The organism is Aeromonas sp. 600948, from assembly GCF_049174875.1.
Taxonomy (GTDB): domain Bacteria; phylum Pseudomonadota; class Gammaproteobacteria; order Enterobacterales; family Aeromonadaceae; genus Aeromonas; species Aeromonas veronii_A.
The window spans coordinates 1-24,262 of sequence record NZ_JAAKTY010000024.1 but is presented as its reverse complement, the minus strand read 5'-3'; the positions used below and the strand labels follow the sequence as shown (position 1 = coordinate 24,262).

At 58.5% G+C, this 24,262-nt stretch carries 21 protein-coding genes and 1 pseudogene; 9 read left to right on the top strand and 13 right to left on the bottom strand.

Annotated elements, in window-relative coordinates; genetic code table 11:
• Positions 1–263 precede the first annotated feature (263 nt).
• Together G5182_RS17275 and G5182_RS17270 are read left to right on the top strand one after the other, a co-directional pair.
• Complete coding sequence (locus G5182_RS17275) at positions 264–971, top strand: GntR family transcriptional regulator (RefSeq protein WP_227341655.1); 708 nt, start codon at positions 264–266, stop codon at positions 969–971.
• A 156-nt stretch (positions 972–1,127) separates the two neighbouring features.
• Positions 1,128–2,345 (top strand): 4Fe-4S binding protein, encoded by a 1,218-nt coding sequence (locus tag G5182_RS17270; RefSeq protein ID WP_421254573.1) that lies wholly within the window; start codon positions 1,128–1,130, stop codon positions 2,343–2,345.
• Between the two features lie 124 nt (positions 2,346–2,469).
• Here the strand turns inward: G5182_RS17270 and G5182_RS17265 are convergent.
• The 4 genes and pseudogenes from G5182_RS17265 to glyQ form a co-directional block, all read right to left on the bottom strand.
• A pseudogene (locus G5182_RS17265) lies at positions 2,470–2,811 on the bottom strand (EAL domain-containing protein); the annotation flags it as partial.
• Positions 2,812–2,839: 28 nt separating this feature from the next.
• A complete protein-coding gene (locus G5182_RS17260) occupies positions 2,840–4,570 on the bottom strand; it encodes a tetratricopeptide repeat protein (RefSeq protein WP_201954506.1) in 1,731 nt (576 codons plus the stop codon).
• A 182-nt stretch (positions 4,571–4,752) separates the two neighbouring features.
• Entirely contained in the window at positions 4,753–6,822 is a 2,070-nt protein-coding gene (gene glyS / locus G5182_RS17255; RefSeq protein WP_421254572.1) for a glycine--tRNA ligase subunit beta, read from the bottom strand.
• A 9-nt stretch (positions 6,823–6,831) separates the two neighbouring features.
• The gene (glyQ, locus tag G5182_RS17250; RefSeq protein WP_005339464.1) at positions 6,832–7,755 is read right to left on the bottom strand and encodes a glycine--tRNA ligase subunit alpha; all 924 of its coding nucleotides are present in this window, start codon (positions 7,753–7,755) and stop codon (positions 6,832–6,834) included.
• A 222-nt stretch (positions 7,756–7,977) separates the two neighbouring features.
• Here glyQ and G5182_RS17245 point away from each other — a divergent pair, with 222 nt between their 5' ends.
• Both G5182_RS17245 and G5182_RS17240 read left to right on the top strand, forming a co-directional pair.
• Entirely contained in the window at positions 7,978–8,550 is a 573-nt protein-coding gene (locus tag G5182_RS17245) for a DNA-3-methyladenine glycosylase I (RefSeq protein WP_421254571.1), read from the top strand.
• Between the two features lie 129 nt (positions 8,551–8,679).
• The gene (locus G5182_RS17240) at positions 8,680–9,336 is read left to right on the top strand and encodes an OmpA family lipoprotein (RefSeq protein ID WP_005339468.1); all 657 of its coding nucleotides are present in this window, start codon (positions 8,680–8,682) and stop codon (positions 9,334–9,336) included.
• A 78-nt stretch (positions 9,337–9,414) separates the two neighbouring features.
• On the opposite strand, the gene G5182_RS17235 is transcribed toward G5182_RS17240, so the two are convergent.
• From G5182_RS17235 to tusA, 3 genes are read right to left on the bottom strand one after another with little or no spacing between them, the layout of a single operon-like run.
• Positions 9,415–9,522: an endoribonuclease L-PSP gene (locus G5182_RS17235; protein ID WP_421254570.1), complete on the bottom strand. Its 108-nt coding sequence runs from the start codon at positions 9,520–9,522 to the stop codon at positions 9,415–9,417.
• A 10-nt stretch (positions 9,523–9,532) separates the two neighbouring features.
• Positions 9,533–9,880 carry a RidA family protein gene (locus G5182_RS17230; RefSeq protein WP_005355943.1) on the bottom strand — a complete coding sequence of 116 codons (348 nt, stop codon included), beginning with the start codon at positions 9,878–9,880 and terminating at the stop codon, positions 9,533–9,535.
• A 21-nt stretch (positions 9,881–9,901) separates the two neighbouring features.
• Positions 9,902–10,147, bottom strand: coding sequence for a sulfurtransferase TusA (gene tusA, locus G5182_RS17225; protein WP_005339470.1), 246 nt, complete (start codon positions 10,145–10,147; stop codon positions 9,902–9,904).
• A 169-nt stretch (positions 10,148–10,316) separates the two neighbouring features.
• Here tusA and G5182_RS17220 point away from each other — a divergent pair, with 169 nt between their 5' ends.
• A complete protein-coding gene (locus G5182_RS17220; protein WP_005339471.1) occupies positions 10,317–10,508 on the top strand; it encodes a hypothetical protein in 192 nt (63 codons plus the stop codon).
• Between the two features lie 75 nt (positions 10,509–10,583).
• Here G5182_RS17220 and G5182_RS17215 read toward each other — a convergent pair whose 3' ends face one another.
• The 6 genes from G5182_RS17215 to G5182_RS17190 all read right to left on the bottom strand — a co-directional run bounded on the left by G5182_RS17215 (position 10,584) and on the right by G5182_RS17190 (position 19,744).
• Positions 10,584–11,822, bottom strand: a complete 1,239-nt coding sequence (locus G5182_RS17215; protein ID WP_227341649.1) for an ABC transporter substrate-binding protein — start codon at positions 11,820–11,822, stop codon at positions 10,584–10,586.
• Positions 11,823–11,826: 4 nt separating this feature from the next.
• Positions 11,827–13,272 (bottom strand): ATP-binding protein, encoded by a 1,446-nt coding sequence (locus G5182_RS17210; RefSeq protein WP_005357365.1) that lies wholly within the window; start codon positions 13,270–13,272, stop codon positions 11,827–11,829.
• Positions 13,269–13,991 carry a response regulator gene (locus G5182_RS17205; protein ID WP_005339475.1) on the bottom strand — a complete coding sequence of 241 codons (723 nt, stop codon included), beginning with the start codon at positions 13,989–13,991 and terminating at the stop codon, positions 13,269–13,271. The genes G5182_RS17210 and G5182_RS17205 overlap by 4 nt, the downstream gene beginning before the upstream one ends.
• 278 nt (positions 13,992–14,269) lie before the next feature.
• Positions 14,270–15,433, bottom strand: coding sequence for an acetyl-CoA C-acyltransferase FadA (fadA, locus tag G5182_RS17200; protein WP_265328647.1), 1,164 nt, complete (start codon positions 15,431–15,433; stop codon positions 14,270–14,272).
• A 21-nt stretch (positions 15,434–15,454) separates the two neighbouring features.
• A complete protein-coding gene (gene fadB, locus G5182_RS17195; RefSeq protein ID WP_421231672.1) occupies positions 15,455–17,602 on the bottom strand; it encodes a fatty acid oxidation complex subunit alpha FadB in 2,148 nt (715 codons plus the stop codon).
• Between the two features lie 204 nt (positions 17,603–17,806).
• Positions 17,807–19,744, bottom strand: coding sequence for an acetoacetate--CoA ligase (locus G5182_RS17190; protein ID WP_421231671.1), 1,938 nt, complete (start codon positions 19,742–19,744; stop codon positions 17,807–17,809).
• Between the two features lie 191 nt (positions 19,745–19,935).
• Between G5182_RS17190 and pepQ the strand changes: the two genes are divergently transcribed.
• The 4 genes from pepQ to hemG are packed head-to-tail and all read left to right on the top strand — an operon-like array spanning position 19,936 to position 23,901.
• Complete coding sequence (gene pepQ, locus G5182_RS17185; RefSeq protein WP_421254569.1) at positions 19,936–21,258, top strand: Xaa-Pro dipeptidase; 1,323 nt, start codon at positions 19,936–19,938, stop codon at positions 21,256–21,258.
• A complete protein-coding gene (locus G5182_RS17180; RefSeq protein ID WP_227341644.1) occupies positions 21,258–21,875 on the top strand; it encodes a YigZ family protein in 618 nt (205 codons plus the stop codon). The genes pepQ and G5182_RS17180 overlap by 1 nt, the downstream gene beginning before the upstream one ends.
• A 36-nt stretch (positions 21,876–21,911) precedes the next feature.
• On the top strand, positions 21,912–23,369 hold the full coding sequence (locus tag G5182_RS17175; protein ID WP_158114340.1) for a TrkH family potassium uptake protein: 1,458 nt from the start codon (positions 21,912–21,914) through the stop codon (positions 23,367–23,369).
• A gap of 7 nt (positions 23,370–23,376) precedes the next feature.
• The gene (gene hemG / locus G5182_RS17170; RefSeq protein ID WP_005339483.1) at positions 23,377–23,901 is read left to right on the top strand and encodes a menaquinone-dependent protoporphyrinogen IX dehydrogenase; all 525 of its coding nucleotides are present in this window, start codon (positions 23,377–23,379) and stop codon (positions 23,899–23,901) included.
• Positions 23,902–24,262: the final 361 nt, after the last annotated feature.

Below are 24,262 nucleotides of genomic sequence, written 5' to 3'. Positions count from 1 at the left end.
ATAGCTAATCGAATCCTTGCCGGTGTTGCCAGATGCAAATTAGCAACGATAAAAAGAGACCTCATGAAATATCTTGGAATAATGTGATCTGACGCATGCAGTTATTTAGACAAAGATGTCTAACTTTTGCGATATTGTTGTACCTCTTGGTTTCGTGATGTTCTTGCAGCTTTAGTTGAAAGTTAAGTTATTGTTTTTAAGCAATTTAGTCACTTGATTCAGAATAAGATGGTTGGCGTTGTGACCACAGGAGATGTCTAGCAGTGATCTATAAATCGGTGGCTGATCGACTCAGGATCAGGGTAAACGGTGCCGAGTGCCGGGTGGGAGATGTGTTGCCCGGCGAAAAAGCGCTGGCAGAACAGTATGGCGTCTCCCGCATGACCATTCGCAAAGCGGTAGACATGTTGATCGAGTGGGGATTGGTCGAGCGGCGCCACGGCAGCGGCACCTATGTGACAAAAAAGGATGTCCAGCATGAGACTAAAGGGCTGAGCGGGTTTACCGAACTGATGCGCGAGCAGGGGCGCACTTTGACCAGCCAGGTGTTGGAATTTCGCACCATGCCTGCGCCACCGGCCATCGCCAGTCAGCTGAGGGTGAAGGTGAATGAACCCGTCTATTACTCCAGCCGGATCCGCTCGGTGGATGGTCGGGCTCTGCTGCTGGAAGAGAGCTATATGCCGGTCAGACTGTTTCGCAATCTGTCGGTCGCCCATCTGGAAGGGTCCAAATTCGACTACATCGAACGGGAGTGCGGCATCGCGATTGCGGGCAACTATGAGTGCTTCAGTGCCGTGCTGGCGGATCGGGCTACTGCCGAGCTGCTCCATATCGAGCAGGGGGCCCCTATCCTGCGGCTCACCTCACTCTCATACAGCGAGAGCGGAGAGTTCCTCAACTACTCCATCATGTTCCGTAATGCCAACGACTATCACGTTGACTACCACCTCCACCGTGCCCGCGGTTAGTGCCTGGCTGATGAGGCAGCGTGTCGTTGAAAGAGGGGAGAGCCTGCGAGGGAGGCATTGGCCATAACTCCTCCCTCGGCCCATGCAGATCAAAATAATCAACTCAAATGTTAGTTATCCTTGCTGCCGGATCCGGATGTAGGCAGTGGGGGATGCATGAGCGTGATTGAAGCGATAACCATGGTGGCCGGTATGGTTTATCTGGTGTTGTTGGCGTGGCAGGTGCGCACCGGCTGGCCGGGGCGTCTTGCGCTCGGCCTGCTGGGGCTGGTCTGGTTGCTGGCGGCCGACAGCCTGCTCTGGCTCGCACTGGGGACGGTCACCGCCGTGCTTGCCCTCCGGCATCAGAGGCTGCCGCTGCCCGTGTTCGGGGCGATCGACAGTCAGCAGTTGCGGGCAGGCACTCGCCATCTGCTGCTGCTCTGCTGGGGGCTGGTCACAGTGCAATACAGCCTGCATATCTGGCAGTTGGGACAGGGGATGAGCCCCTGGCTGGTGCGCCCGGACGTGGTGGATGCCTTCCTGCCCATCGCCGGTGGCCTCGGGCTGCGGGCCAGGTTCGCGCAGGGGTTGGTGGATCCCCACCATCCGGCGGCCACCGTCACCGTACTGGTACTCTCCCTGTCGGCCCTGCTGCTGGGGCGGGCGTTCTGTGCCTGGTTCTGTCCGCTCGGGCTGGTGGGGGAATGGCTACATGGCCTGCGCCACCGGTTGCTGCCGGGGGAGTGGAGCCCGCCGCGCTGGCTGGATCTTGCCCTGCGCACCCAGAAATTTCTGGTGCTCGGCTTTCTGCTCTTCATCATCCTGCTGGCGGTGCCGGCTGCAGCCCTGCCCGGCTACTTCACCAGCCCCTACCATCAGGCGGCGGATATGAAGATGGGGGCTTTCTTCTTCAACCTGACCCTGATCTCGGGTCTGTGCCTCGGCTGGGTGTTGCTGCTTACCGCGACCTTTCGTCAGGGATTCTGCCGCTACCTTTGCCCCTATGGCGCCTGGCTCGCCCTGCTGGGGCTACTGACGCCGCTGCGCATTCGCCGCGACCCGGCCCGCTGCCTGCGAAGCCAGGGTCACGGCTGTGACAAGTGCAGCCGGGCCTGTCCATCGCGCATTGCGGTGCACCAGCTTATCGCGGTACGCAGCCTGGAGTGCACCGGCTGCCTGAGCTGCGTGGCCGCCTGCCCCAAGCGGGTCGAGGCCCTGCACCTTGGCAGCAAGGTGCATCGGCTCGCACCAAGCCGTTTGCTGGGGCTGCTCTGCCTGTTGCTGCTGGTGCTGCCGTTGCTTGCGTATGGCCTGCTGGAGATCTGGGTCAGCCAGACGCCGCTGGCGATACGGGCTCACCTGTTGCAACTGTTGCCACAGCTGACCCATTAACCGGGGAGGGTGACTGTGTAACCATGGCGCAAGGTCACAGGGTATGCACATGGACACCCTCGGGTGTCCGTTTTCTTATTCGGGTGGGAGTGGGCTGAGGGGGAGGCAGTGCAGACCGACTGGCTTACAGGCTGGCGAAATCTACTTCCGGCAGGGTTTCGAAGCCGGGGCGGGCAAACAGATAGCCCTGCATCAGGCTGATGCCCATCCCCCGCAGGCAGGCCATCTCTTCGCGGGTCTCGATCCCCTCCGCCAGCGGGGTGATCTGCAACTCGGCAAACAGCGCCAGACAGTGGCGCACTATGGCTTGCCGGGTCGGGTCATGGTCGATGCCCCGCAGCAGGTGCATATCGAGCTTGACGATGTTGGGGTGAAAATCGGCCAGCAGGTTGAGGCCCGAGTAACCGGCGCCAAAGTCATCGATCGCCGTTTTGAAGCCGAGGGCCTGATAGTGATCGACGATGCCGCGAAGATGCTGGCTGTCCTAACCCAGCCTACATACTAGACTTCTTCAATGACTGTGCTCTTTTTCGATATTCTTCTGCCTCATCCTTATGCCCTAAATGATTTAAGCATTCGGCATATCCATAGAGTGCTAATATATCTTCTGGGTTTATATTTAAAGCTTTTCTATAAATCACCCTAGCTTCATCTATATCCCCAGTATCTTTGAGCATATCAGCGTAACAAGTCAGATAATATGGGTCGTCAGGAGTGATGTCTATGGCTCGTTTATAATGTTTTTCCGATTCGGAGAAACGACCCATACTCGTTAATAAATCAGCGTAATTGCAATGAAAAAGGCTAACGTCTGGCGATGTTTCAAGAGCTTTTTGGTAATGCTCCTCTGCTTCAAAAAGGCGTTCTGTACTGCTAAGTAGATTAGCATAGCCGTTATGGGTGTCGGCATCACTAGGATCTACTTGGAGTGCCCTCTTGTAATATACTTCAGCTTCAGCTAGTTTGGATAAAGATTTTAATAACTGTGCATAGCCATAAAGTGCTGAGGAGTAATCAGGATTAATTTCTAAAGATTTTATGTAATGTTTTTCAGCCTCATCATAAAAGTTATTTCTTTTTAATTCAAAAGCATACCAATTATGTAGTTGATGCGAGTCAGGCAATTCCTGAAGACCTTGCTGATAAATAGCTAGTCTTGTCTGTAAGTTTTCCTCGGCATGCGCTTCTAATGACCAATCAAACCAAGATTTATTTTGCGGATCTTTATCTATAGGTTTTAGTTTTTCTTTTACTTCAGGACTGCCATCTTGAGATGTTTTCAATATTTGTTGCTGCAGTGTTTCTTTCATAGAATGGATATGTCTATCCAAAGCATCAATCTGGCTCTGATGCTGGTAACCCCATGCATTACCTATAGAAAGCATCAGTGTGTCCCAATCTGAAGTGGGAACAAGAACTCCTTTATGCTTTTCTAACAAGGTATTAATTGCGCCATTAGGTTTTCCCGCAGGCTCATAGTAACACCAGAATGGTCTTCCACTAATATCATTTGGTGAGAGAGCAGAAAGAAAATTCATCAGGCTACCATCATTTCCTCCATAACCGATAAATATTGGTGTGTAAAATTTAAACACGCTTTTCAGTGCTTTAACCCATGGTGCTTTAAGTTCACTAGTTCCATGGGAGTCATTTATAGGATCGGTAAAAAGGTCTCGATGAATTTTTGCTACCATCGGACGACCTCCCAATGGCTTTAAGTAACTGGCGAGTGACTCATGGCCAATGACATGTGGTGTTTTCTGCCCATATAAATAAAGAGAGTCTGCAACTAAATTATCGAAATTAGTTGTGATTACCATATTGTTACTGGTGTTAGTCATAATCCATGCTAGTACAGCATAACCAAAACTCGGCTTACCAGATTCGATCACTTTCTCCAGAGCCGCATAACCAGCATCATGGTCACCTGAAAAACAATGTTCAAATATATATGGATAGAAACGAGCTATATTATTCGAATCCCAGTCGGTAAGTTTAAATGGGTTACTATCCAGCCATTCATCAAAGTTACTATAATTACTAATTTCTCTATGATGGATTATTTCCATCCATTCGATAGCTAATGCATGAGCAGACTTGACACCAGACTGGATGGAAGCTCCAGCACCAAGAATGAAAACAAAACGTCGATCAGGCATATGCTCTGTGATTCGTTGCAGTTCAGCGAGAAAACCAGCAAGTGTCCAAGTCTGTACATGATCCATATTTATTACCGGCAGATTAAATGGAGGCCTTCGGTAGCATACCTGTAATGTGGCAATTCGAGTAGAGGAAGGTCATTGTCATGAAATCTTACCATCTATAGATGGCTGAAAATTCATTTTATCTTGTTAAATAAAAACGGCGCCTCGCGGCGCCGTTTTTTATATTACTTACCCAACCAAGATCACTGCAGCAGGGAGATATCCGCGACTTGCAGGAACAGGTTGCGCAGGTTGTTCAGCAGTGCCAGACGGTTGGCCTTGAGGGCGTCGTCGTCGGCCATCACCATGACTTCGTTGAAGAAGGTATCGACCGGCTCGCGCAGGGCGGCCAGACGGGTGAGGGCAGCCTGATAGTCACCGGCGGCGAACAGCGGGGCCAGTTCGGCTTGCAGTTCGGCAACCTGGGTGGCCAGCGCCTTCTCGGCGGCATCGACCAGCAGTTCCGGTTTGACGGCAGTCGGCAATTCGCCTTCGACCTTGGCCAGAATGTTGCTCACGCGCTTGTTGGCGGCAGCCAGTGCCAGTGCGGCATCCAGGGTGCGGAAGTGGCTGACGGCCTTGACGCGACGATCGAAGTCGAGCGGACGGGTCGGGCGGCGGGCCAGTACGGCCAGCACCACATCGGCACCGATGCCTTCGTCCTGATAGGCGGCGCGAAAGCGCCCCAGCATAAAGTCGACCACGTCGGTGACGACGGTTTTGTTGGTCAGCTTGTCGCCGTAGACGCGTACCGCTTCTTCAACCAGTTCAACCAGATCCAAGTCCAGCTGCTTCTCGGTCATGATGCGCAGGGCACCGATGGCGGCGCGACGCAGGGCGAACGGGTCCTTGTCACCCTTCGGCAGCATGCCGATGCCGAAGATACCGGCCAGGGTGTCGAACTTGTCGGCCAGCGCGACGGCGCAGGCAACCAGACCGGACGGCAGGGCATCGCCGGCAAAGCGCGGCATGTACTGCTCGTTGAGGGCCACAGCGACCGCTTCGTCTTCGCCATCGTGACGGGCGTAGTGCATCCCCATGACACCCTGGGTGTCGGTGAACTCGCCGACCATGTTGGTCATCAGGTCACACTTGGAGAGCAGACCGGCACGCTTGGCCTGAGCCACGTTGGCGCCGATACGCTCGGCGATAAAGCCGGCAACGGTCTCGATACGCTCGACCTTGGCCTTGACGGTACCCAGCTGTTGCTGGAACAGCACGGTTTCAAGGCGCGGCAGGCGGGAGGCCAGGGTCTGCTTCAGGTCGGTCTTGAAGAAGAACTCGGCGTCAGAGAGACGGGGGCGAACCACCTTCTCGTTGCCGCTGATGATCTGGCTCGGGTCTTTGGACTCGATGTTGGTGACGAAGATGAACTTCGGCAGCAGCTTGCCGTTCTTGTCATAGACCGGGAAGTACTTCTGGTCACCCTTCATGGTGTGCACCAGCGCTTCAGCCGGCACGGCCAGGAACTTCTCTTCGAAGTTGGCGGTCAGCACCACCGGCCACTCGACCAGTGCGGTCACTTCTTCCAGCAGGGCGTCGTCCAGATCGGCTACGCCACCGAAGGCGGCAGCGGCCGCTTCGACGTCAGCCTTGATCTTGGCCTTGCGCGCCATGAAGTCGGCAATCACCATGCCGCGCTCCTGCAGGATCTGCGGGTACTGGCTGGCGTTGTCGATGGTGAACTCGCTCTCGCCCATAAAGCGGTGACCGCGAAGGGTGCGGGCAGAGTCGATACCCAGAATGTGGGCGGGAACCAGCTCGCCATCCAGCAGCAGGGTCACGGTGAAGACTGGACGCACGAACTGGATGGTCTTGTCGCCCCAGCGCATCATTTTCGGGATCGGCAGTTTGGCCAGTGCGGAGGAGACCAGTTCGCCCAGCAATTCTTTGGCCGGACGACCTTCGACCTTGGCGGTGTGAACCAGCCACTCGCCCTTGTCGGTGACCAGACGCTCGGCCTGCTCAACTGTGATGCCGTTGCCACGGGCCCAGCCTTCGGCAGCCTTGGTCGGCTTGCCTTCGGCATCGAACGCCTGCGCTACGGCCGGGCCGCGCTTCTCGACGCTCTTGCTCGGCTGTTCGCCGGCCAGCTCGCTCACCTTCAGCGCCAGACGGCGCGGTGAGGCAAACCACTCGACGTCGCCAAAGGCCAGATCGGCCTTGGTCAGTTCGGCTTTGAAGTTGTCGGCAAAGGCTTCGGCCAGGGAGCGCAGGGCTTTGGGCGGCAGCTCAGCAGTACCGATCTCTACCAGAAATGTATGTTGTGCCATGTCCGTTCCTTAACCTTGCTTGTTCTCACTGCGCTGACACATAGGGAAGCCCAGCGCTTCGCGGGAGGCGTAGTATGCCTCTGCCACGGCCTTGGTCAGGGTGCGAATGCGCAGGATGTAGCGCTGACGCTCGGTGACCGAGATGGCCTTGCGGGCATCCAGCAGGTTGAAGGAGTGAGCGGCTTTGAGGATGCGCTCGTAGGCAGGCAGCGGCAGCGGTTTTTCCAGTGCCAGCAGATTCTGGGCTTCCTTCTCGTACTGCTCGAAGCAGTGGAACAGGAACTCCACATCGGCGTGTTCGAAGTTGTAGGTGGATTGCTCCACTTCGTTCTGGTGGAACACGTCGCCGTAGGTGGTCTTGCCCAGCGGGCCGTCAGACCAGACAAGATCGTAGACGCTGTCCACGCCCTGAATGTACATGGCCAGACGCTCGAGACCGTAGGTGATCTCGCCGGTGACCGGCTTGCACTCGAGGCCGCCAACTTGCTGGAAGTAGGTGAACTGGGTCACTTCCATGCCGTTCAGCCACACTTCCCAACCCAGACCCCAGGCACCCAGAGTCGGGTTTTCCCAGTTGTCTTCCACGAAGCGGATGTCGTGGATCTCGGGATCCATGCCCAGCTCTTTCAGGGAGCCCAGATAGAGTTCCTGAATGTTGTCGGGGGAAGGCTTGATGATCACCTGGAACTGGTAGTAGTGCTGCAGGCGGTTCGGGTTTTCACCGTAGCGGCCGTCGGTCGGACGGCGGGACGGTTGCACGTAAGCGCAGGCGATGGGCTCCGGGCCCAGGGCACGCAGACAGGTCATGGGGTGGGAAGTACCGGCACCCACTTCCATATCCAGCGGCTGAATGATGGTACAGCCCTGGCGGGACCAATAGTCCTGCAGCTGCAGGATCAGGCCCTGAAAGGTTTTGACATCGAATTTTTGCATAATTTTTTTCGCGCGAAGTGAAAATCAGAGCAAGATTTGCTGAATGTGAACCGAGGGAGTATACCGTCTGGCATGGTCGGATAATAGGCGAAATTGCAGCGGATTCGCGGGATGGTGCTGCGCCCTGGCTGGTCGGGCGGGATGTCCGGTATATGATGTGAGCAGTGCCGCCTGCAGAGTGGGCAGGGTCGGGCAAACCGCTGAAATGACGAGGGAGAGGAAATGGAACTGCGCTGCGCCTGGGTGACCAAGGACCCGGAATACATTGAATACCATGACAAACAGTGGGGCAGGCCGGTCTATGACGCCCGCGAGCTGTTTGCCAAGCTCTGCCTCGACGGCCAGCAAGCGGGGCTGTCGTGGATCACCATCCTCAAGCGTACCGAGAGCTATTACCGCGCCTATGCGGACTTTGATCCGGTGCTGATTGCCCGCTTCGACGAGCAGGATGTAGAGCGGTTGATGCAGGACAGCGGCATCATCCGCAACCGGCTCAAGGTGCAGTCGATCATCAAAAACGCCCGCGCTTATCTGGCGTTGCAGGAGCAGGGGATCGACTTCGCCGATTACCTGTGGGGCTTTGTCGGCGGCGCCCCCATCGTCAACCAGCGGCAGGGCAACGGCGATATTCCGGCGACCTCGCCGGAGTCAGATGCCATGTCGAAAGCGCTCAAGAAGCTCGGCTTCAACTTCGTCGGCAGCACCATCTGTTACGCCTTTATGCAGGCGGTGGGGATGGTGAACGATCATCTGGTCAGCTGTCCTTGCCACGCCGAGTGTCAGTTACCGCGCTGACAGCCCGCCGATTGCCCAAAAAAACACCACTCTCGCCATCTGTTCAGGCTTGCGTCAGACAATGGCGTGCCAGCGCGTTACAATCCGGCCCCCGGCATGGTGCCGGATTGTTTTCACAGAGGTTTTTTCATGCGAGCCAAGATCCTGGTGCCTGCTCTGGCACTGACCGTTGCCCTGAGCGGCTGTACCACCAACCCCTACACAGGTGAATCCCAGACCTCCAAAGGTGCCTGGGGCGCGCTGGCTGGCGCCGCTGCCGGTGCGGCCGTAGGTGCGCTCTCCTCCAGCAAGGGTGACCGCAAGAAGGGCATCCTGACCGGCGTTGCTGCTGGCGCGGCGCTGGGTGGCGGTATCGGCTACTACATGGACGTGCAGGAAGCCAAGCTGCGCGAGAAGCTGCAGGGCACCGGCGTCAGCGTGACCCGTAATGGCAATGAGCTGATCCTCAACATGCCGAACAACGTCACCTTCGACAGCTCCAGCTCCCAGCTGAAAGCGGCCGGTGCCAACACCCTCTCCGGCGTGGCCATGGTGGTTGCCGAGTTCGACAAGACCCGCCTGAACGTGGTCGGTCACACCGACAGTACAGGTTCCCGCGACCTGAACATGAAGCTCTCCCGCGATCGTGCCGATGCCGTTGCCGCCCAGCTGATTGGTCAGGGCGTAGCAGGTAGCCGCATCTCCACCACCGGCGTGGGCCCGGATCAGCCGGTTGCTACCAACAGCACTGCCGCTGGCAAAGCCCAGAACCGCCGCGTGACCATTACCCTGACCCCGACCGCCTAAGTCGTTCAGGTTTCGGTAACGAAAAGGCCCCGCCAGTGATGGCGGGGCCTTTTGCTATCCAGCTGTCGGTATGACTGCTTAGACAGCCGCAGTCAGCTGCACTTCGACCTTGTAGCCTTCATGGGCCAGCCGTGTTTGTACGCAGGCGCGAACCGGCGCGGTGTCGGCATAAGGGGAGCCAGGCATCCCGTTTTACTTAGACAGCGGCAGTCAGCTGCACTTCGACCTTGTAGCCTTCGTGGGCCAGGCGAGCTTGTACGCAGGCGCGCACGGGGGCTGTGCCAGCCGGGATCCAGGCATCCCACTGCTCGTTGAAGGCGGCGATGTCCTGAATGTCTTTGAGATAGATATTGGCCATCAGGATCTTGTCGACGCCGGAGCCGTTGGCTTCCAGCAGGCGTTGCAGGCTTGCCAGCACTTCGCGGGTCTGCTGGTGGATGTCGGCCTCTTCGCTGACGGGCACTTCCACCACGTAGAGGGTGCCATTGTGGATGACCACGTCTGACCAACGCTGGGTGGTGCCGATTCGGGTAATGGTTGTCATGGAGTGCTCCGGTACAGGGGCTTATTGACCCTTGCGGATCAGATAGCGGTAGGGGGCCTGCTCTGTCTCGCTGGCGACCAGGGTGTGATCCATAAAGCGGCAGAAACTGGGGATGTCGCGGGTGGTTGAAGGATCGTCGGCGCTGACCAGCAGGGTCTCGCCATCCGCCATCAGCCGCACTTTCTTGCGAACCATCATAACGGGTTCCGGGCAACGAAGCCCGATTGCGTCCAACTCGTGAGTCGCGCCGCAGAATAAATCACTCATCTATTATCAACCTTCAACCTATTCGGCTGCCAATGATACTCAGGGCTAAAAAATAATCAAACAAACGCCCCATTAACCAGCATATGTAACCGAAATGTTATTCGGCCCTATCCAGCTTGCGCCGGACGAGTAATATAAAAATTGAACCATATTCAACAAGGAGGTGAATATGCAGGTCTCCTACGGCAGATTACAAGCCTATGCAGGCATGGGGTTCTTGTCCTTCGCCATGATAGTGATGGGCAGCCCGATCGGGAATACCGGTACCTGGTTCGGCTCCATGGTGATGGTCGGGTTGGGGCTCTGGATCGAGCTCAGCGATTACTATGACGAGGATGAGGACGAGAACGATCAATCCTGAATCGGATGACGATTCAACAACAAAGGCGGAGCAATTCCGCCTTTGTCATTTCTGCCGTTTGGTAATGTGCCCGGATCAGCGGGTCGAGCGCATCGCCCGCTCCAGATGCAGCGCCGTCTGCTCCGGGTTGGCCTTGGGGTCGTTGAAGAAGTTGCTCAGCACATCGAGGATCGCCTGCCGCATATTGGTCGGCGTCGCCATCCCTTCCGCCATGCTGGGCAGCAGGTTGTCCTGCTTTTCCGCCAGCAGGAAATCCTGATAGGAGCGGACGGCGCAGCGGTCGAACTTGCTCATGTCGGGATTGGTCAGCGCCGGGATCGACCCCTTCACCCGATTGAACTCCTCCTGGAATTGCGGCGTCATCAGCAGCTGAGCCAGATCCCCCTGCGCCTGCAGCTGGGCCGGATCCCGCTGTTTGAACATGGCGATGGAGTCGAGGTTGTAGCTGAACAGTCCGGCGCTGCCCGGGCTCGGCAGACAGGCGATATCCTCACCCGGCCGGTAGTTACCGGCGCTCAGCTCCCCTTTCACCCAGTCGCCCATCACCTGCATGGCGGCGCCACCGCTCTCCAGCAGGTTGGTGGCCTGATGCCACTTCAGACCGGCGTATTTTTGCGGCACATAGGCGCGCAGCTGCTGGAAGCGGGTCAGCACCCGCACCATGTCGGGGCCGGTCAGGGTGGCGCTGTCCTGCTCGAGGAACGCCTTGCGATAGAATTCTTTACCGCCCTCACCAAGCGCCACCGTTTCAAACAGTACCGCCAGCTGCCAGGGCTCGTTGCCGATGGCGAGCGGGGTGATGCCCCGTTTTTTAAGCTGGTCGGCGACGGTGACAAACTGGGCCCAGTCGGTGGGCGGAGTCAGCTTGTTGCGCTCGAAGATCTTGCGGTTGAGCCACAGCCAGTTGACCCGGTGGATGCCGGTGGGCACCGCCATCAGGGCGCCATTCTGGCTGAGGGTGGCACGCACCATGGGCGGCATCTGACGGTACCAGCCGAGGTGTTCGGCCATCGGGCTGAGATCGCGCAGGAAGCCGAGCCCGGCCCACTCCTTGAGCTCGTAGCCCTTGAGGTGGGCCGCTTCGGGCGGGTTGGCGGCCAGCGCCCGGCTCTTCAATACCGTCATGGCACTCTTGCCGCCGCCGCCCTGCACTGCAAAGTCGTTCCACTGGTTGCCCTGTTTGGTCCACTCGGATTTGAGCACTTCGACCGCTTTCGCTTCGCCGCCGGACGTCCACCAGTGCAGCACTTCCACCTGGGAGGCGGCAACGGGAGCAGAGAGCAGGGCGATGACAGAAAAAGACAACCACTTCATAAGGTTACTGCCTTGGTAGGGAGAGCGTGGCCTGCAGGCCACCTTGCGGACGGTTTTCCAGCACCAGATCGCCGCCGTGGGCGTGGGCTATGTTGCGGGCGATGCCAAGGCCGAGGCCGGTGCCAGCCTGATCCGTGCTGAGCCGGTAATAGGGTTCGAAGATACGCTCGAACTGATCGTCCGGCAGGCCGGGGCCCTCATCCATGATGAAGAGGATCAGCATCTCCTCGTCATCCATGATGATGATGCGCACCTTCTGGCCGTACTTGATGCCGTTGTCCACCAGATTGCCGATGCAGCGCTTGAGCGCCAGCAGCTTGCCGCGATAGGGCCACTTGCAGTGCCCTTCGATGGTCAGCCGCTCGTCGTGCAGGTTCATCGACTCCGCCATCTGCTCCAGCAGGGCATTGATGTCGATCTCCTCGATATTCTCGTGAATGTCGGTCTCTTTGACCGTCTGCAGCGCCCCTTTCACCATCAGCTCCAGTTCGTCGAGATCCTTGTTGAACTTGGCGATCTGTACCTCGTCATCGAGCAGCTCGACCCGCAGTCGCAGTCGGGTGATGGGGGTCTTGAGGTCGTGTGAGATGGAGCTGAACAGCCGCTCTCTATCGTCGATATAGCGGCGAATGCGGTGCTGCATAATGTTGAAGGCGCGGGTGGCCGCCACGATTTCCGACGCCCCTTCCTCTTTGAGCGAAGGCTGGTCGATATCCTTGCCCAGATTGACCGCCGCCTTGGCGAGACGGCGCAGCGGGCGGGTTTGCCAGCGCACCAGCATAAAGGTGAAGAAGCAGAGGAACACCGTCATCAGGGCGATGAAACGCACCTGGTTGCTTGGCATCACGGTATCGTCGAGGGTCATGTAGGGGGCAGGCAGCAGTGCCGCCAGATAGAGCCACTCCCCCTTTTCAATCTCGATCTGGGTCACCAGTACCGGTGGATTGAGCGGCTCCAGCGACAGGGTGTAGCGGGCCCAGGAGGAGGGGAGATCCGCCAGCAAGGTGTCGTTGTTGAAGACGTGGAGGTCATCGGGTCGCGAGAAGTCCACCTTGATCGCCATGGCGTCGGAGAGCTTGCGGGTCAGCACTCCCTGCACCTCTTCCAGCACCTGCGTCTTGCGTTCGCTGTCGGGGATGGCGTTGATGTGGATCTCTTCCTCGTTGAGCGAGACGAAGAAGCGGCTGCCCCCCATGTTGCGCAGCTGGTCCAGCGCGATATGGCGATACTGCAGTGGCAGGGATTTGAAGAAGTTGACGGTGGAAGCGGCAGACATGGCGAGGTTGCGGGTGGTGCTGAGCATCCCCTCCAGTTCCCGCTTCTGGATCTGCTGCATCCAGATACCGGTCAGAATGGTCTGGGAGAGCAGGATGGCCAGCAACAGCAGCAGGATCATCCGTGACAACAGGGAGCGGGGCACCAGTGCCCCCCAGGACCACTTGTTGCTCATGGCAGCTCGTGCACCTCGGCAATCAGCATGTAGCCACTGCCGCGAATGGTCTTGATGATGCGCGGGCTCTTGCCGTTGTCGCCCAGCTTCTGGCGCAGACGGCTGATCTGTACGTCGATGCCGCGCTCCATCGGCAGGCTTTCGCGGCCGCGGGTGGCATCCGAGATGGTGTCCCGATCCAGCACCACGCCGGGCTGTTGCAGGAACATGCCGAGCAGCATGGCGTCGCTGCCGGAGAGATCCAGCAGGCTGCCATCATCATGGGTCAGCTGGTGGCTCAGGGTATCGAGGGTCCACTCGGCAAAACGCAGGCGGCGGCTCGGCTCTTTCTCTTTTTCCGGCTGGCGGAATTCGGCGCGGCGCAGCAGTGCCTTGATGCGGGCCTGCAGTTCGCGGGGGCTGAACGGCTTGGCGATATAGTCGTCGGCGCCCAGTTCCAGACCGATCACCCGATCCGCTTCGTCGGAGGCGGCGGTCAGCATGATGATGGGCACCTGGGAGTCACGACGGATCTGCTGGCAGAGGGTAAAACCGTCCTCGCCGGGCATCATGATGTCCAGAATAATCAGGTCCGGGCTGTGCTGGGCGAGTTGCTGACGCATCTCGTTGCCCTCCGCCGCCGTCAATACCTGAAAGCCCGCCCGGGTCAGGTACTCATTGAGCAGCTCGCGGATCTCTTGGTCGTCATCGACGATCAGCAGTTGTTTGCTCATTGACATATGTATGTGCATCCACCCATTTTTTTGTGCAGATTGAACCTGTCGGGGGAGTAAAAAGCAAGCAAGCCCCCTATCTAATGTGAGGTTTAAGGCAATAACAGCCTATTGATAAGATTAAAACGAAAAAAGGCCGACCCAAACGGGACGGCCAACAGACAGCTTCTGACCACTGACGAGCACCCCGTGTGGCGATCGTCACAGACTTGAAAAGGGGCCAGTCAGACTGGCCCCGAAAAGGGACAACTCTCAGTAGTGCATCCCGTCGATCCGGCTGGTTATCACACCCGTTCAAACACGGTGGCGATGCCCTGACCCAGACCGATACACATGGTGGCAACCCCCAGGGTGGCATCCTTCTCCTCCATCAGATTGATGAGGGTGGTGGAGATGCGGGCACCGGAGCAGCCGAGCGGGTGGCCCAGCGCAATGGCGCCGCCGTTCAGGTTCACCTTCTCGTCCACCTGATCCTGCAGACCCAGATCCTTCACGCAGGGCAGGGACTGGGCGGCAAACGCCTCGTTCAGCTCGAACAGGTCGATATCACCGACAGTCAGACCGGCACGCTTGAGCGCCTTCTGGGTGGCCGGTACCGGGCCGTAACCCATGATGGCGGCGTCACAGCCGGCAATGGCCATGGCACGTACCCTGGCGCGCGGCGTGAGGCCGAGGGCCTTGGCACGATCCGCGCTCATCACCAGCATGGCGGCGGCGCCATCGGACAGGGCCGAGGAGCTGCCGGCGGTGACGGTGCCGTTGACCGGATCAAACACCGGGCGCAGCTGGCTCAGGGTTTCGACCGTGGTCTCCGAGCGGATCACCTCGTCGTAGTCGTAGAAGAAGCGCGCGCCGCTGGCGTCATGGCCTTCCAGCCCGACGATCTCCTTGGCAAAACGCCCTTCCACGGTGGCCGCGTGGGCGCGACGGTGGGAGCGGGCGGCAAACTCGTCCTGCTGCTGGCGGCTGATGCCGTGCAGCTTGCCGAGCATCTCGGCGGTCAGCCCCATCATGCCGGAGGCTTTTGCCACCGACTTGGCCATGCCGGGGTGGAAGTCGACGCCGTGGCTCATCGGTACGTGACCCATGTGCTCGACGCCGCCGATGATGAAGATATCCCCGTCACCCACCTGAATGGCACGAGAGGCATCATGCAGCGCCTGCATACTGGAGCCGCACAGGCGGTTGACGGTAACCGCCCCCACCTGCTTGGGAATACCGGCCAGCAGCGCTGCGTTGCGGGCGATGTTGAAGCCCTGCTCCAGGGTCTGCTGCACGCAGCCCCAGTAGATATCCTCGATCTCGTTCGGGTCGAGGTTGGGGTTGCGCAGCAGGATGGATTTCATCAGGTGCGCGGACAGATCTTCTGCACGCACGTTGCGGAAGGCGCCGCCCTTGGACCGGCCCATCGGGGTCCGGATACAGTCGACAATGACTACGTCTTTCATGAATGGATCTCCTTTCCGCAATCAGTAGAAGGTTTTGCCCTGGGCGGCCATCTCGCGCAGCTTGTCGCTGACGCGGTAGAGCGGGCCCAAGTCGGCATACTGGTCGGCCATGGCCACGTAGCGATCCAGACCGATAGTGTCCAGATAGCGGAACACGCCGCCGCGGAAGGGAGGGAAGCCCAGACCGTAGACCAGTGCGATGTCGGCTTCGGCTGGCGTGGCGACAATGCCCTCTTCCAGACAGAGCACCACCTCGTTGATCATCGGGATCATCATGCGAGCGATGATGGCGTCCTTGTCGAAATCCTGTTTCGGCTTGGCGATGGGGGCCAGCAGCTCGTAAGCAGTGGCATCGGCCACCTTCTTCGGCTTGCCCTTCTTGTCCTGCTCGTAGGCGTAGAAGCCCTTGCCGTTCTTCTGACCGAAGCGGTTCACTTCGTACATCACGTCGATGGCGGTGCGACCTTCCTTGCTCATGCGTGCCGGGAAGCCCTGCGCCATCACGTCACCGGCATGGTGACCGGTGTCGATACCGACTACATCCAGCAGGTAAGCGGGGCCCATGGGCCAGCCGAACTCTTTCTCCATCACCTTGTCGACGGCGGCGAAGTCGGCGCCATCGGCGACCAGCTTGTTGAAGCCGAAGAAGTAGGGGAACAGCACCCGGTTGACGAAGAAGCCCGGGCAATCGTTGACCACCACAGGGGACTTGCCCATGGCGGCGGCATAGGCCACCACACGGTTGATGGTTTCATCGGATGTCTGCTCGCCGCGGATGATTTCCACCAATGGCATGCGGTGCACCGGGTTGAAGAAGTGCATGCCGCAGAAGTTCTGCGGGCGCTTCAGCCCCTTGGCCAGCAGGGAGATGGGAATGGTGGAGGTGTTGCTGGCGAGCACGGCGTCTTCGCCAATGATTCCTTCCACTTCGCCCAGTACGGCGGCTTTCACTTTCGGGTTCTCGACCACGGCTTCGACCACCACATCCACGTGCTTGACGTTGTCATAGCTGAGGGTCGGAGTGATGGCGGAGAGCACCTGGCCCATCTTGATGCCATCGATGCGGCCCTTCTCGAGCTGGCCATTGAGCAGCTTGGTGGCTTCGCCCATGCCAAGTGCCAGCGCCTTCTCGTTGATATCCTTCATCACCGCCGGAATGCCCTTGCTGGCAGACTGGTAGGCGATGCCGCCGCCCATGATGCCGGCACCCAGTACGGCGGCGTGGCCAGTGGCCTTGCTTGCCTGCTTGGCCGCCTTCTTGGCCAGCGCCTTGATGTGCTGATCGTTGAGGAAGATACCGACCAGTGCCTTGGCCACGTCGGTCTTGGCCAGCTTGATGAAGCCCTGCGCCTCGGCCACCAGAGCCTCGTCACGGCCCATACCTGCGGCGGCCTCGACGGTTTTCACCGCAGTCATCGGTGCCGGATAGTGTTTGCCCGCCACGGCGGCAACCATGCCGGCGGCGGTGGTGAAGCTCATCATGGCTTCCAGTTTGGAGAGGCGCAGCGGCGCTTTTTTGGCGGCGCGACGGCTCTGCCAGTCCAGCTTGCCCGCTATGGCGTCCTTGATCATCTGCAGCGCAGCGCTCTGCAGCGCCTCGGGGGCGACCACGGCATCGATGGCTCCCACCTTGAGGGCGTCATCTGCACGGTAATCCTTGCCGGTGGTGATCCACTCCAGCGCGTTGTCAGCGCCGATCACCCGCGGCAGACGGACAGTGCCGCCAAAGCCCGGCATGATGCCGAGTTTGGTTTCGGGCAAGCCAATCTTGGCGCTGGTGTCAGCCAGACGGAAGTCGGTGGAGAGAATGGTCTCGCAGCCGCCGCCCAGAGCGTGGCCCTTGATGGCAGAGAGGGTCGGAACCGGCAGATCTTCGATGGCATTGAAGATGTCGTTGGCCTTTTTCAGCCAGCCGAGCAGATCGTCTTGCGGCAGATCGAACAGTTCCAGGAATTCGGTAATGTCGGCACCGACGATAAAGGCGTCTTTGCCGGAAGTGAGGATCAGACCTTTTAGTTCACGTTCTTGTTGTAATGCGGCGATCGCTTCGCTCAGGGAGAGCAGGGTAGCGCGATCCAGCTTGTTGACTGAACCCGGGGCATCAAACCTCAGCTCGGCAATGCCGTTTTCGAGGTAGCTGACCGACAGGGTTTCGCCTTGGTAGATCATGAGAGTGTCTCCTTGTTCCCACTCAGTGGGGAGTGGTGCTCCTTTATCCCCAGCAGGGGGCGAGGCTCACTATTGATCCAAAAGGAGACATTTTCAACACCTATTTAAAACATTTGTTTAACAGTTATCGAGTAAAAGCTCCTCATCACAAAACGGGCAAAAGAGAGGCGCCTTGCGGCGCCTCAGATGAATGTGAGTTTGTTATCAACTGGCCAGTTCCGGCCGGTTGCGATACTGGTTCAGCACCTCGGGATCGGCGAGGGCATGGGTATTGTTGACCGGCCGGTTGTGTACCACTTCGCGCACCGCCAGTTCGACAATCTTGCCGGACTTGGTGCGGGGGATGGCATCCACCTGCAGGATGCGGGCCGGTACATGGCGGGCGGTGCAGTGCTGTTTTATCTGCTGGCGGATCCGCTCGCGCAGCGGCTCGTCCAGCTTGCAGCCCGCCTTGAGCTTGACGAACAGCACCACCCGCTCGTCCTGCTGCCACTGCTGGCCGATGACGATGCTCTCCTCCACTTCGTCCAGCTGCTCGACATAGCGGTAGATCTCGCTGGTGCCGATGCGCACGCCGCCCGGGTTGAGGGTGGCGTCGGAGCGGCCGTAGAACAGAATGCCGCCGGTCGGGGTCAGCTCGATCCAGTCGCCGTGACACCAGATGTTGTCGAACCGCTCGAAGTAGGCGGCGTGGTACTTGTCGCCGTTCTCGTCACCCCAGAAGTAGATGGGCTGGGCCGGGAACGGCTTGGTGCAGACCAGCTCGCCCTTCTCCCCCTGCACCGGCTGACCCGCTTCGTTGAATACCTGCACCGCGAGGCCGAGGCCACGCCCTTGGCTCTCGCCGCGATAGACTGGGCTGAGTGGATTGCCGATGACGAAGCAGGAGCAGATGTCGGTGCCGCCTGAGATGGAGCTCAGTTGTACATCTGTTTTGATCTGTTGATAGACGTAGTCAAACCCCTCCGGCGACAACACAGATCCGGTGCTGCAGATCAGCCGCAAGTGTGGCAAGTCATGAGTGTTGACGGGGGCATAGCCTTGTTTGTGCAACGCATCGAGATACTTGGCCGAGGTGCCGAACAGGACGACCTCTTCGTCGCGGGCGAGATCCCACAGCACGTTGCCATCCGGGTAAAATGGCGATCCGTCATAGAGCACCAGGGTGGCGCCGGAGGCGAGCGCGCTTACCAGCCAGTTCCACATCATCCAGCCGCAGGTGGTGAAGTAGAAGATCCGCTCCCCCGGTTTGATGTCGCAGTGCAGCTGGTGTTCTTTCAGGTGTTGCAGCAGGGTGCCGCCGATGCCGTGCACGATGCACTTGGGTTTGCCGGTGGTGCCGGATGAATAGAGGATATAGAGCGGGTCATTGAAGGCCATCGGCTCGAACTGGAGGCTGGCGTCCGGCTGGCTCGCCAGCACTTGCTGCCAGTCGTGACCAAGCTGCAGCGGGTTGCCGAGCAGGGGGATCATCACCGTCTGCTCTATGCTGCCGATCTGGCTGACGACCCCTGCCACTTTGTCCTGAATGTCGATAGCTTTGCCGTTGTAGCGATAGCCATCCACCGCAAACAGCACCCGCGGCCGGGTCTGGCCGAAGCGCTCCACCACACTGGCCTCGCCAAAGTCGGGGCTGGTGGAAGTCCAGATCGCCCCGAGACTGGTGGTTGCCAGCATGGCAACCACAGTTTCCGGAATATTGGGCAGGTAGCCGGCGACCACATCGCCACGACCAATCCCCTGATGACGCAGCCACTGCGCCAGCCGGGCAACCTGTTCCCCCAGTTCACCCCAACTCAGAGTGCGACTTGGGCTACCTTCGATGCGGGAGATGATAGCCGGGCTCTCGTCCTGACGGCGCAGCAGGTTTTCGGCGAAGTTGAGGCGGCTGTCGGGGAACCAGCGGGTGCGCTGCATATCCTGACGGTTCTCCGCCACTATGTTGCCGAGCTCCCCCTTGACGCCGCAGTGTTGCCATACCAGCGGCCAGAAACGGGTGGTCTTCTCCACCGACCATTGATAAAGCTGCGGGTAGTTCTGCAACTGCAAGCCGTGGAAACGGTTCACCTCCGCCATAAAACGGTAGAGGTTGGATTGCTGCATCCCGAGCGGATCCGGTTGCCACAGGCAGAGGTTGTCCATGAGTAATCCCTGACTTCATGTATCTACCGGCAGTGTATTGAATTGTTTTTGATTTGTTAATGATTGGTTTTGTGTTGATAACAAACACGTTTGTAACGTATGCGTTACCTCACGAAGCGGCAGCTTGACGGGTCGAGCCGCCAAGCGCTTGATGTTATGCTGCAATCACATTCACCTCGGAGCAGGACGCCATGAGCAGCTACAGCCAACTTTTTGCCCAGCACCTCGATACCTTGCAGCAGCGCACCCGCGACATTCTGCAACAACAGGGGCTCAGCGGACTGGCCATCCACTCCGGCCAGACCCACCGTATCTTCCTCGATGATCAGGATTACCCGTTCAAGGTAAACCCGCACTTCAAGGCCTGGTTGCCGGTGCTGGACAATCCCCACTGCTGGCTGCTGGTGGACGGGGTGAACAAACCGGTATTGCTGTTCTACCGCCCGGTGGATTTCTGGCACAAGGTAGCGGATCTGCCCAATGCCTTCTGGGTCGAGTTCTTCGATATCCGTTTCCTGACCCGGCCGGAACAGGTGGCCGACCATCTGCCTGCCAACAAGCAGGAGTGGGCCTATCTGGGCGGTCATCTGGAAGTGGCCGAGCTGCTGGGACTGACCCAGCCCAATCCCGAGGCGGTGCTCAACTACCTGCACTATCACCGTGCTTACAAGACCCCCTACGAGCTGGAGTGTTTGCGTGAGGCGAACCGGATCGGGGTTCGCGGCCATATCGCCGCCAAGGACTCTTTTATGGCGGGGGCGAGCGAGTTCGAGATCAATCTGGCTTACATGAAGGCGGTCGGGCAGGGAGCCAATGAGGCGCCCTACGGCAATATCGTCGCCATCAACCGCAATGCGGCCATCCTTCACTACACCCATTTGTCCGCCTTGCGGGTGCCGGATGCGGAGCGCCACTCCTTCCTGATCGATGCGGGCGTCGATTTCCACGGTTATGCCTCCGACATCACCCGTACCTGGGCGTGGCGCCGCGGCGAGTTTGCCGATCTGATTGCAGCCCTCGACGAGCAGCAGCAGGAGATCATCAAGGAGATCAAGCCGGGTCGCCGCTACAGCGAGCTGCACCTGCAGATGCACCACAAGCTGGCGCGCCTGCTGCAAGCGACCGAGTTGGTGGATATGTCGGTGGACGAGATGATCAACACCGGGGTGACCAATGTCTTCTTCCCCCACGGCCTCGGCCACTTCCTCGGTTTGCAGGTACACGATGCGGGCGGTTTCATGCAGGATGAGCGCGGCACCCACCTAGCGGCGCCCGAGCTGTTCCCCTATCTGCGCTGCACCCGGGTGATGGAGGTGGGTCAGGTGTTCACCATCGAGCCGGGACTCTACTTCATCGACAGCCTGCTGGAGCCGCTGCGTCAGGGCGAACAGGGCAAACGGGTCAACTGGAACAAGGTGGAGGCGCTGCGTCCGTTCGGCGGCATCCGCATCGAAGACAACATAGTGCTGCACGCCAACGGGGTGGAGAACATGACCAGACAAGCAGGGCTCTGATGACGGCTGCGTACTCCATTCCGGCTGCCCCGCTGGAGTTGACCGAAGAGATAAAGAAGAGTCGCTTCATTACCCTGATCGCCCACACCCCGACCGTCGAGGCGGCCAAGGGGTGGGTCAACGAGATCAAGCGCCAACATCCGGCCGCTCGCCACCACTGCTGGGCCTTTGTGGCTGGTGCGCCGCAAGATAGTCAGGTTTATGGCTTCAGCGATGACGGCGAACCTTCCGGTACTGCGGGCAAGCCGATCCTGGCCCAGTTGATGGGCTCGGGGCTCGGTGAAATCTGCGCCGTGGTGGTGCGTTACTACGGCGGCATCCAGCTTGGCACCGGTGGACTGGTCAAAGCCTATGGGGGCGGCGTCGGTGCCGCCCTCAAGCAACTGCCCACCCTGCTCAAGGTGCCGCGCACTCCCTCTCTCATTCACTGCGATTACGGTGACATGGGGACTGTCGAGTCGCTGATCAGCAGCCATAATGGCGAATTGCTGGCGGCCGATTACGGTCAGCAGGTCACCTTGCAGGTGGCGTGGGAGTCCTCAGTTTGGGCTCAGGTGGACCGTGAATTGACCGACCGGACTCATGGGCGGGTATCCCTCAGTCCCTTAGATGGCTAGAATCCATCGCTCTTTAATTGGGGAAAGGGAGCTGTAATGCACATTCTGAGCATTATTCGCATTGTTGGCCTACTGGTTGCGTTGTTCAGCTCGACCATGCTGTTGCCTGCACTGGTGGCCTTTGGCTATCGGGATGGTGGTGGTGCCGAGTTCGTCAGCTCTTTTCTGATCGCCCTGCTGCTCGGCGTGGTGCTCTGGTTTCCCAATCGCTATCACAAGAAGGAGATGCGCTCGAAAGAGGGCTTTCTGATTGTGGTGCTGTTCTGGACCGTGCTGGGCAGTGTGGGGGCGGTGCCCTTTATCATGAGCGACGTGCCGGATATGTCGGTCTCGGAGGCCTTCTTCGAATCTTTTTCCGGCCTGACCACCACTGGCGCAACGGTACTGACCGGGCTCGATCACCTGCCCAAGGCGTTTCTGTTCTATCGCCAGTTGCTGCAGTGGCTGGGGGGGATGGGGATCATCGTACTGGCGGTGGCCATTCTGCCACTGCTGGGTATCGGGGGCATGCAGCTCTATCGCGCCGAGATCCCGGGGCCGGTGAAGGATACCAAGGTGACGCCGCGCATCGCCGAAACGGCCAAGGCGCTCTGGTTCATCTATCTGCTGCTCACCGCACTCTGTGCGCTGGCCTACTGGCTCGCCGGGATGACGCTGTTCGATGCGGTCTGCCATTCCTTCTCGACTCTGTCGGTCGGTGGCTTCTCCACTCACGATGCCAGCATCGGTTTCTTCAACAGTCCGGTCATCAACCTGATTACCGTGGTGTTCCTGCTGCTGGCCAGCGTGAACTTTGCGCTCCACTTTACCGTTTTCTCACACCGCCCGGTGCGGCTCGGTCGCTACCTTTACGATTCTGAACTCAAGGTGTTCCTGGCCATCCAGGCGACCCTGGTGATGATCTGCTTTGTCGCCTTGCTGACCCACGGACACTACGCCACCTGGCAAGAGGCGCTCAACCACGGTCTTTTCCAGGCGGTCTCTCTGGGTACCACCACCGGCTATAGCACCACGACCTATGCCGACTGGCCCTCGTTCCTGCCCATGCTGCTGATGTTCTCAGCATTTATCGGCTGTTGTGCGGGTAGTACTGGCGGCGGCATCAAGGTGATGCGTTTTATGATCCTGTTCATGCAGGGGATGCGCGAGTTGAAGCGGTTGGTTCACCCCAGAGCCATTTATACCTTGAAGCTGGGGAATCGGGCGGTGCCCGAGCGCATCGTCGAGGCGGTGTGGGGCTACTTCGCCACCTATATTATTCTCTTCTTTATGTTCATGTTGCTTTTGCTGATGACGGGACTGAACGAAGTGACCGCATTCACCGCTGTGGCTGCGGCTTTCACCAACGTAGGCCCGGGTTTGGGAGAGGTATCAGCCAACTTCGGCAATATCTCGCCGGCGGCCCAGTGGGTACTGGTGTTGGCTATGTTGTTTGGTCGATTGGAAATTTTTACGCTTCTGGTACTGTTTACTCCTGCATTCTGGCGTAGTTGAGGTTGTTATGGACAAGATTCTGGTGCTTTATTCCTCTCGGGATGGCCAAACCCGCAAAATAGTCGATGTCATGCTGGAGCAGATGCCGGGATGCGAAGTGGTGATGCATGACCTGCATACCTTGCCGATGTGCAACCTCAGCAAGTATGCCAAGGTCTTGATCGGCGCCTCCATTCGTTATGGCAACTTCCACCCCAGCTTGTTCAGCTTTATTCACGCTCATCAGGAGCAGCTGGAGGTGGCCAATGCGGCCTTCTTCTGTGTCAACCTGACGGCCCGCAAGCCAGAGAAGCAGACGCCGCAAACCAATGCTTATATGAAGAAGTTCCTGCGCCTCTCCCCCTGGAAGCCGAAAACCCTGGGGGTGTTTGCCGGTGCGCTGCAATATTCCCGCTATAACTGGTGGCAGACGCGCATCATCCAGCTGATCATGAAGATTACCGGTGGCAGTACAGACACCAGTAAGGACATTGAATTTACCGATTGGGAAAAGGTGCGCAGCTTTGCACGCGAATTCTGGTCAAAAAGGTAGCTGTGTGATGTGAATTAAGGTTTTTTTGCCCGAAACAGCCCCGCCGATGCGGGGCTTTTGTTTAATAAAACAACGGTTAAACCTGAAAGTTGTAAAAAATGCCATTTTTTGCAGTTTTCCTCTTGTCATCCCGGCGCGGCTCCCTATAATGCGCCCCTACCAGCACGGCGGAACACGCCGGACTGATGAGCCAGCTTCATAGCGAAGTGGGCGCCGAAAGAAAAGCGAAAACAACCGCTTGACTTTCGAAGTGAGAAGCGTAATATGCGCCTCCTCAACGCGACAAGCGTGACGCTCTTTAACAATTTGAATCAAGCAATCTGTGTGGGCACTCACAGCATCGAACATCAAAAACAATTTT

Bases quoted from the DNA above. Each gene is read 5' to 3' on its own strand.
- fadB (WP_421231672.1), bottom strand. From the start codon at position 17,602: ATGATCTACCAAGGCGAAACCCTGTCGGTCAGCTACCTCGAAAACGGC.
- G5182_RS17235 (WP_421254570.1), bottom strand. From the start codon at position 9,522: ATGCCTGGCTCCCCTTATGCCGACACCGCGCCGGTTCGCGCCTGCGTA.
- G5182_RS17215 (WP_227341649.1), bottom strand. From the start codon at position 11,822: ATGAAGTGGTTGTCTTTTTCTGTCATCGCCCTGCTCTCTGCTCCCGTT.
- glyQ (WP_005339464.1), bottom strand. From the start codon at position 7,755: ATGCAAAAATTCGATGTCAAAACCTTTCAGGGCCTGATCCTGCAGCTG.
- G5182_RS17190 (WP_421231671.1), bottom strand. From the start codon at position 19,744: ATGGACAACCTCTGCCTGTGGCAACCGGATCCGCTCGGGATGCAGCAA.
- G5182_RS17230 (WP_005355943.1), bottom strand. From the start codon at position 9,880: ATGACAACCATTACCCGAATCGGCACCACCCAGCGTTGGTCAGACGTG.
- pepQ (WP_421254569.1), top strand. From the start codon at position 19,936: ATGAGCAGCTACAGCCAACTTTTTGCCCAGCACCTCGATACCTTGCAG.
- G5182_RS17180 (WP_227341644.1), top strand. From the start codon at position 21,258: ATGACGGCTGCGTACTCCATTCCGGCTGCCCCGCTGGAGTTGACCGAA.
- G5182_RS17220 (WP_005339471.1), top strand. From the start codon at position 10,317: ATGCAGGTCTCCTACGGCAGATTACAAGCCTATGCAGGCATGGGGTTC.
- hemG (WP_005339483.1), top strand. From the start codon at position 23,377: ATGGACAAGATTCTGGTGCTTTATTCCTCTCGGGATGGCCAAACCCGC.
- G5182_RS17270 (WP_421254573.1), top strand. From the start codon at position 1,128: ATGAGCGTGATTGAAGCGATAACCATGGTGGCCGGTATGGTTTATCTG.
- G5182_RS17210 (WP_005357365.1), bottom strand. From the start codon at position 13,272: ATGAGCAACAAGTGGTCCTGGGGGGCACTGGTGCCCCGCTCCCTGTTG.
- G5182_RS17260 (WP_201954506.1), bottom strand. From the start codon at position 4,570: ATGGATCATGTACAGACTTGGACACTTGCTGGTTTTCTCGCTGAACTG.
- tusA (WP_005339470.1), bottom strand. From the start codon at position 10,147: ATGAGTGATTTATTCTGCGGCGCGACTCACGAGTTGGACGCAATCGGG.
- fadA (WP_265328647.1), bottom strand. From the start codon at position 15,433: ATGAAAGACGTAGTCATTGTCGACTGTATCCGGACCCCGATGGGCCGG.
- G5182_RS17245 (WP_421254571.1), top strand. From the start codon at position 7,978: ATGGAACTGCGCTGCGCCTGGGTGACCAAGGACCCGGAATACATTGAA.
- G5182_RS17240 (WP_005339468.1), top strand. From the start codon at position 8,680: ATGCGAGCCAAGATCCTGGTGCCTGCTCTGGCACTGACCGTTGCCCTG.
- glyS (WP_421254572.1), bottom strand. From the start codon at position 6,822: ATGGCACAACATACATTTCTGGTAGAGATCGGTACTGCTGAGCTGCCG.
- G5182_RS17205 (WP_005339475.1), bottom strand. From the start codon at position 13,991: ATGTCAATGAGCAAACAACTGCTGATCGTCGATGACGACCAAGAGATC.
- G5182_RS17175 (WP_158114340.1), top strand. From the start codon at position 21,912: ATGCACATTCTGAGCATTATTCGCATTGTTGGCCTACTGGTTGCGTTG.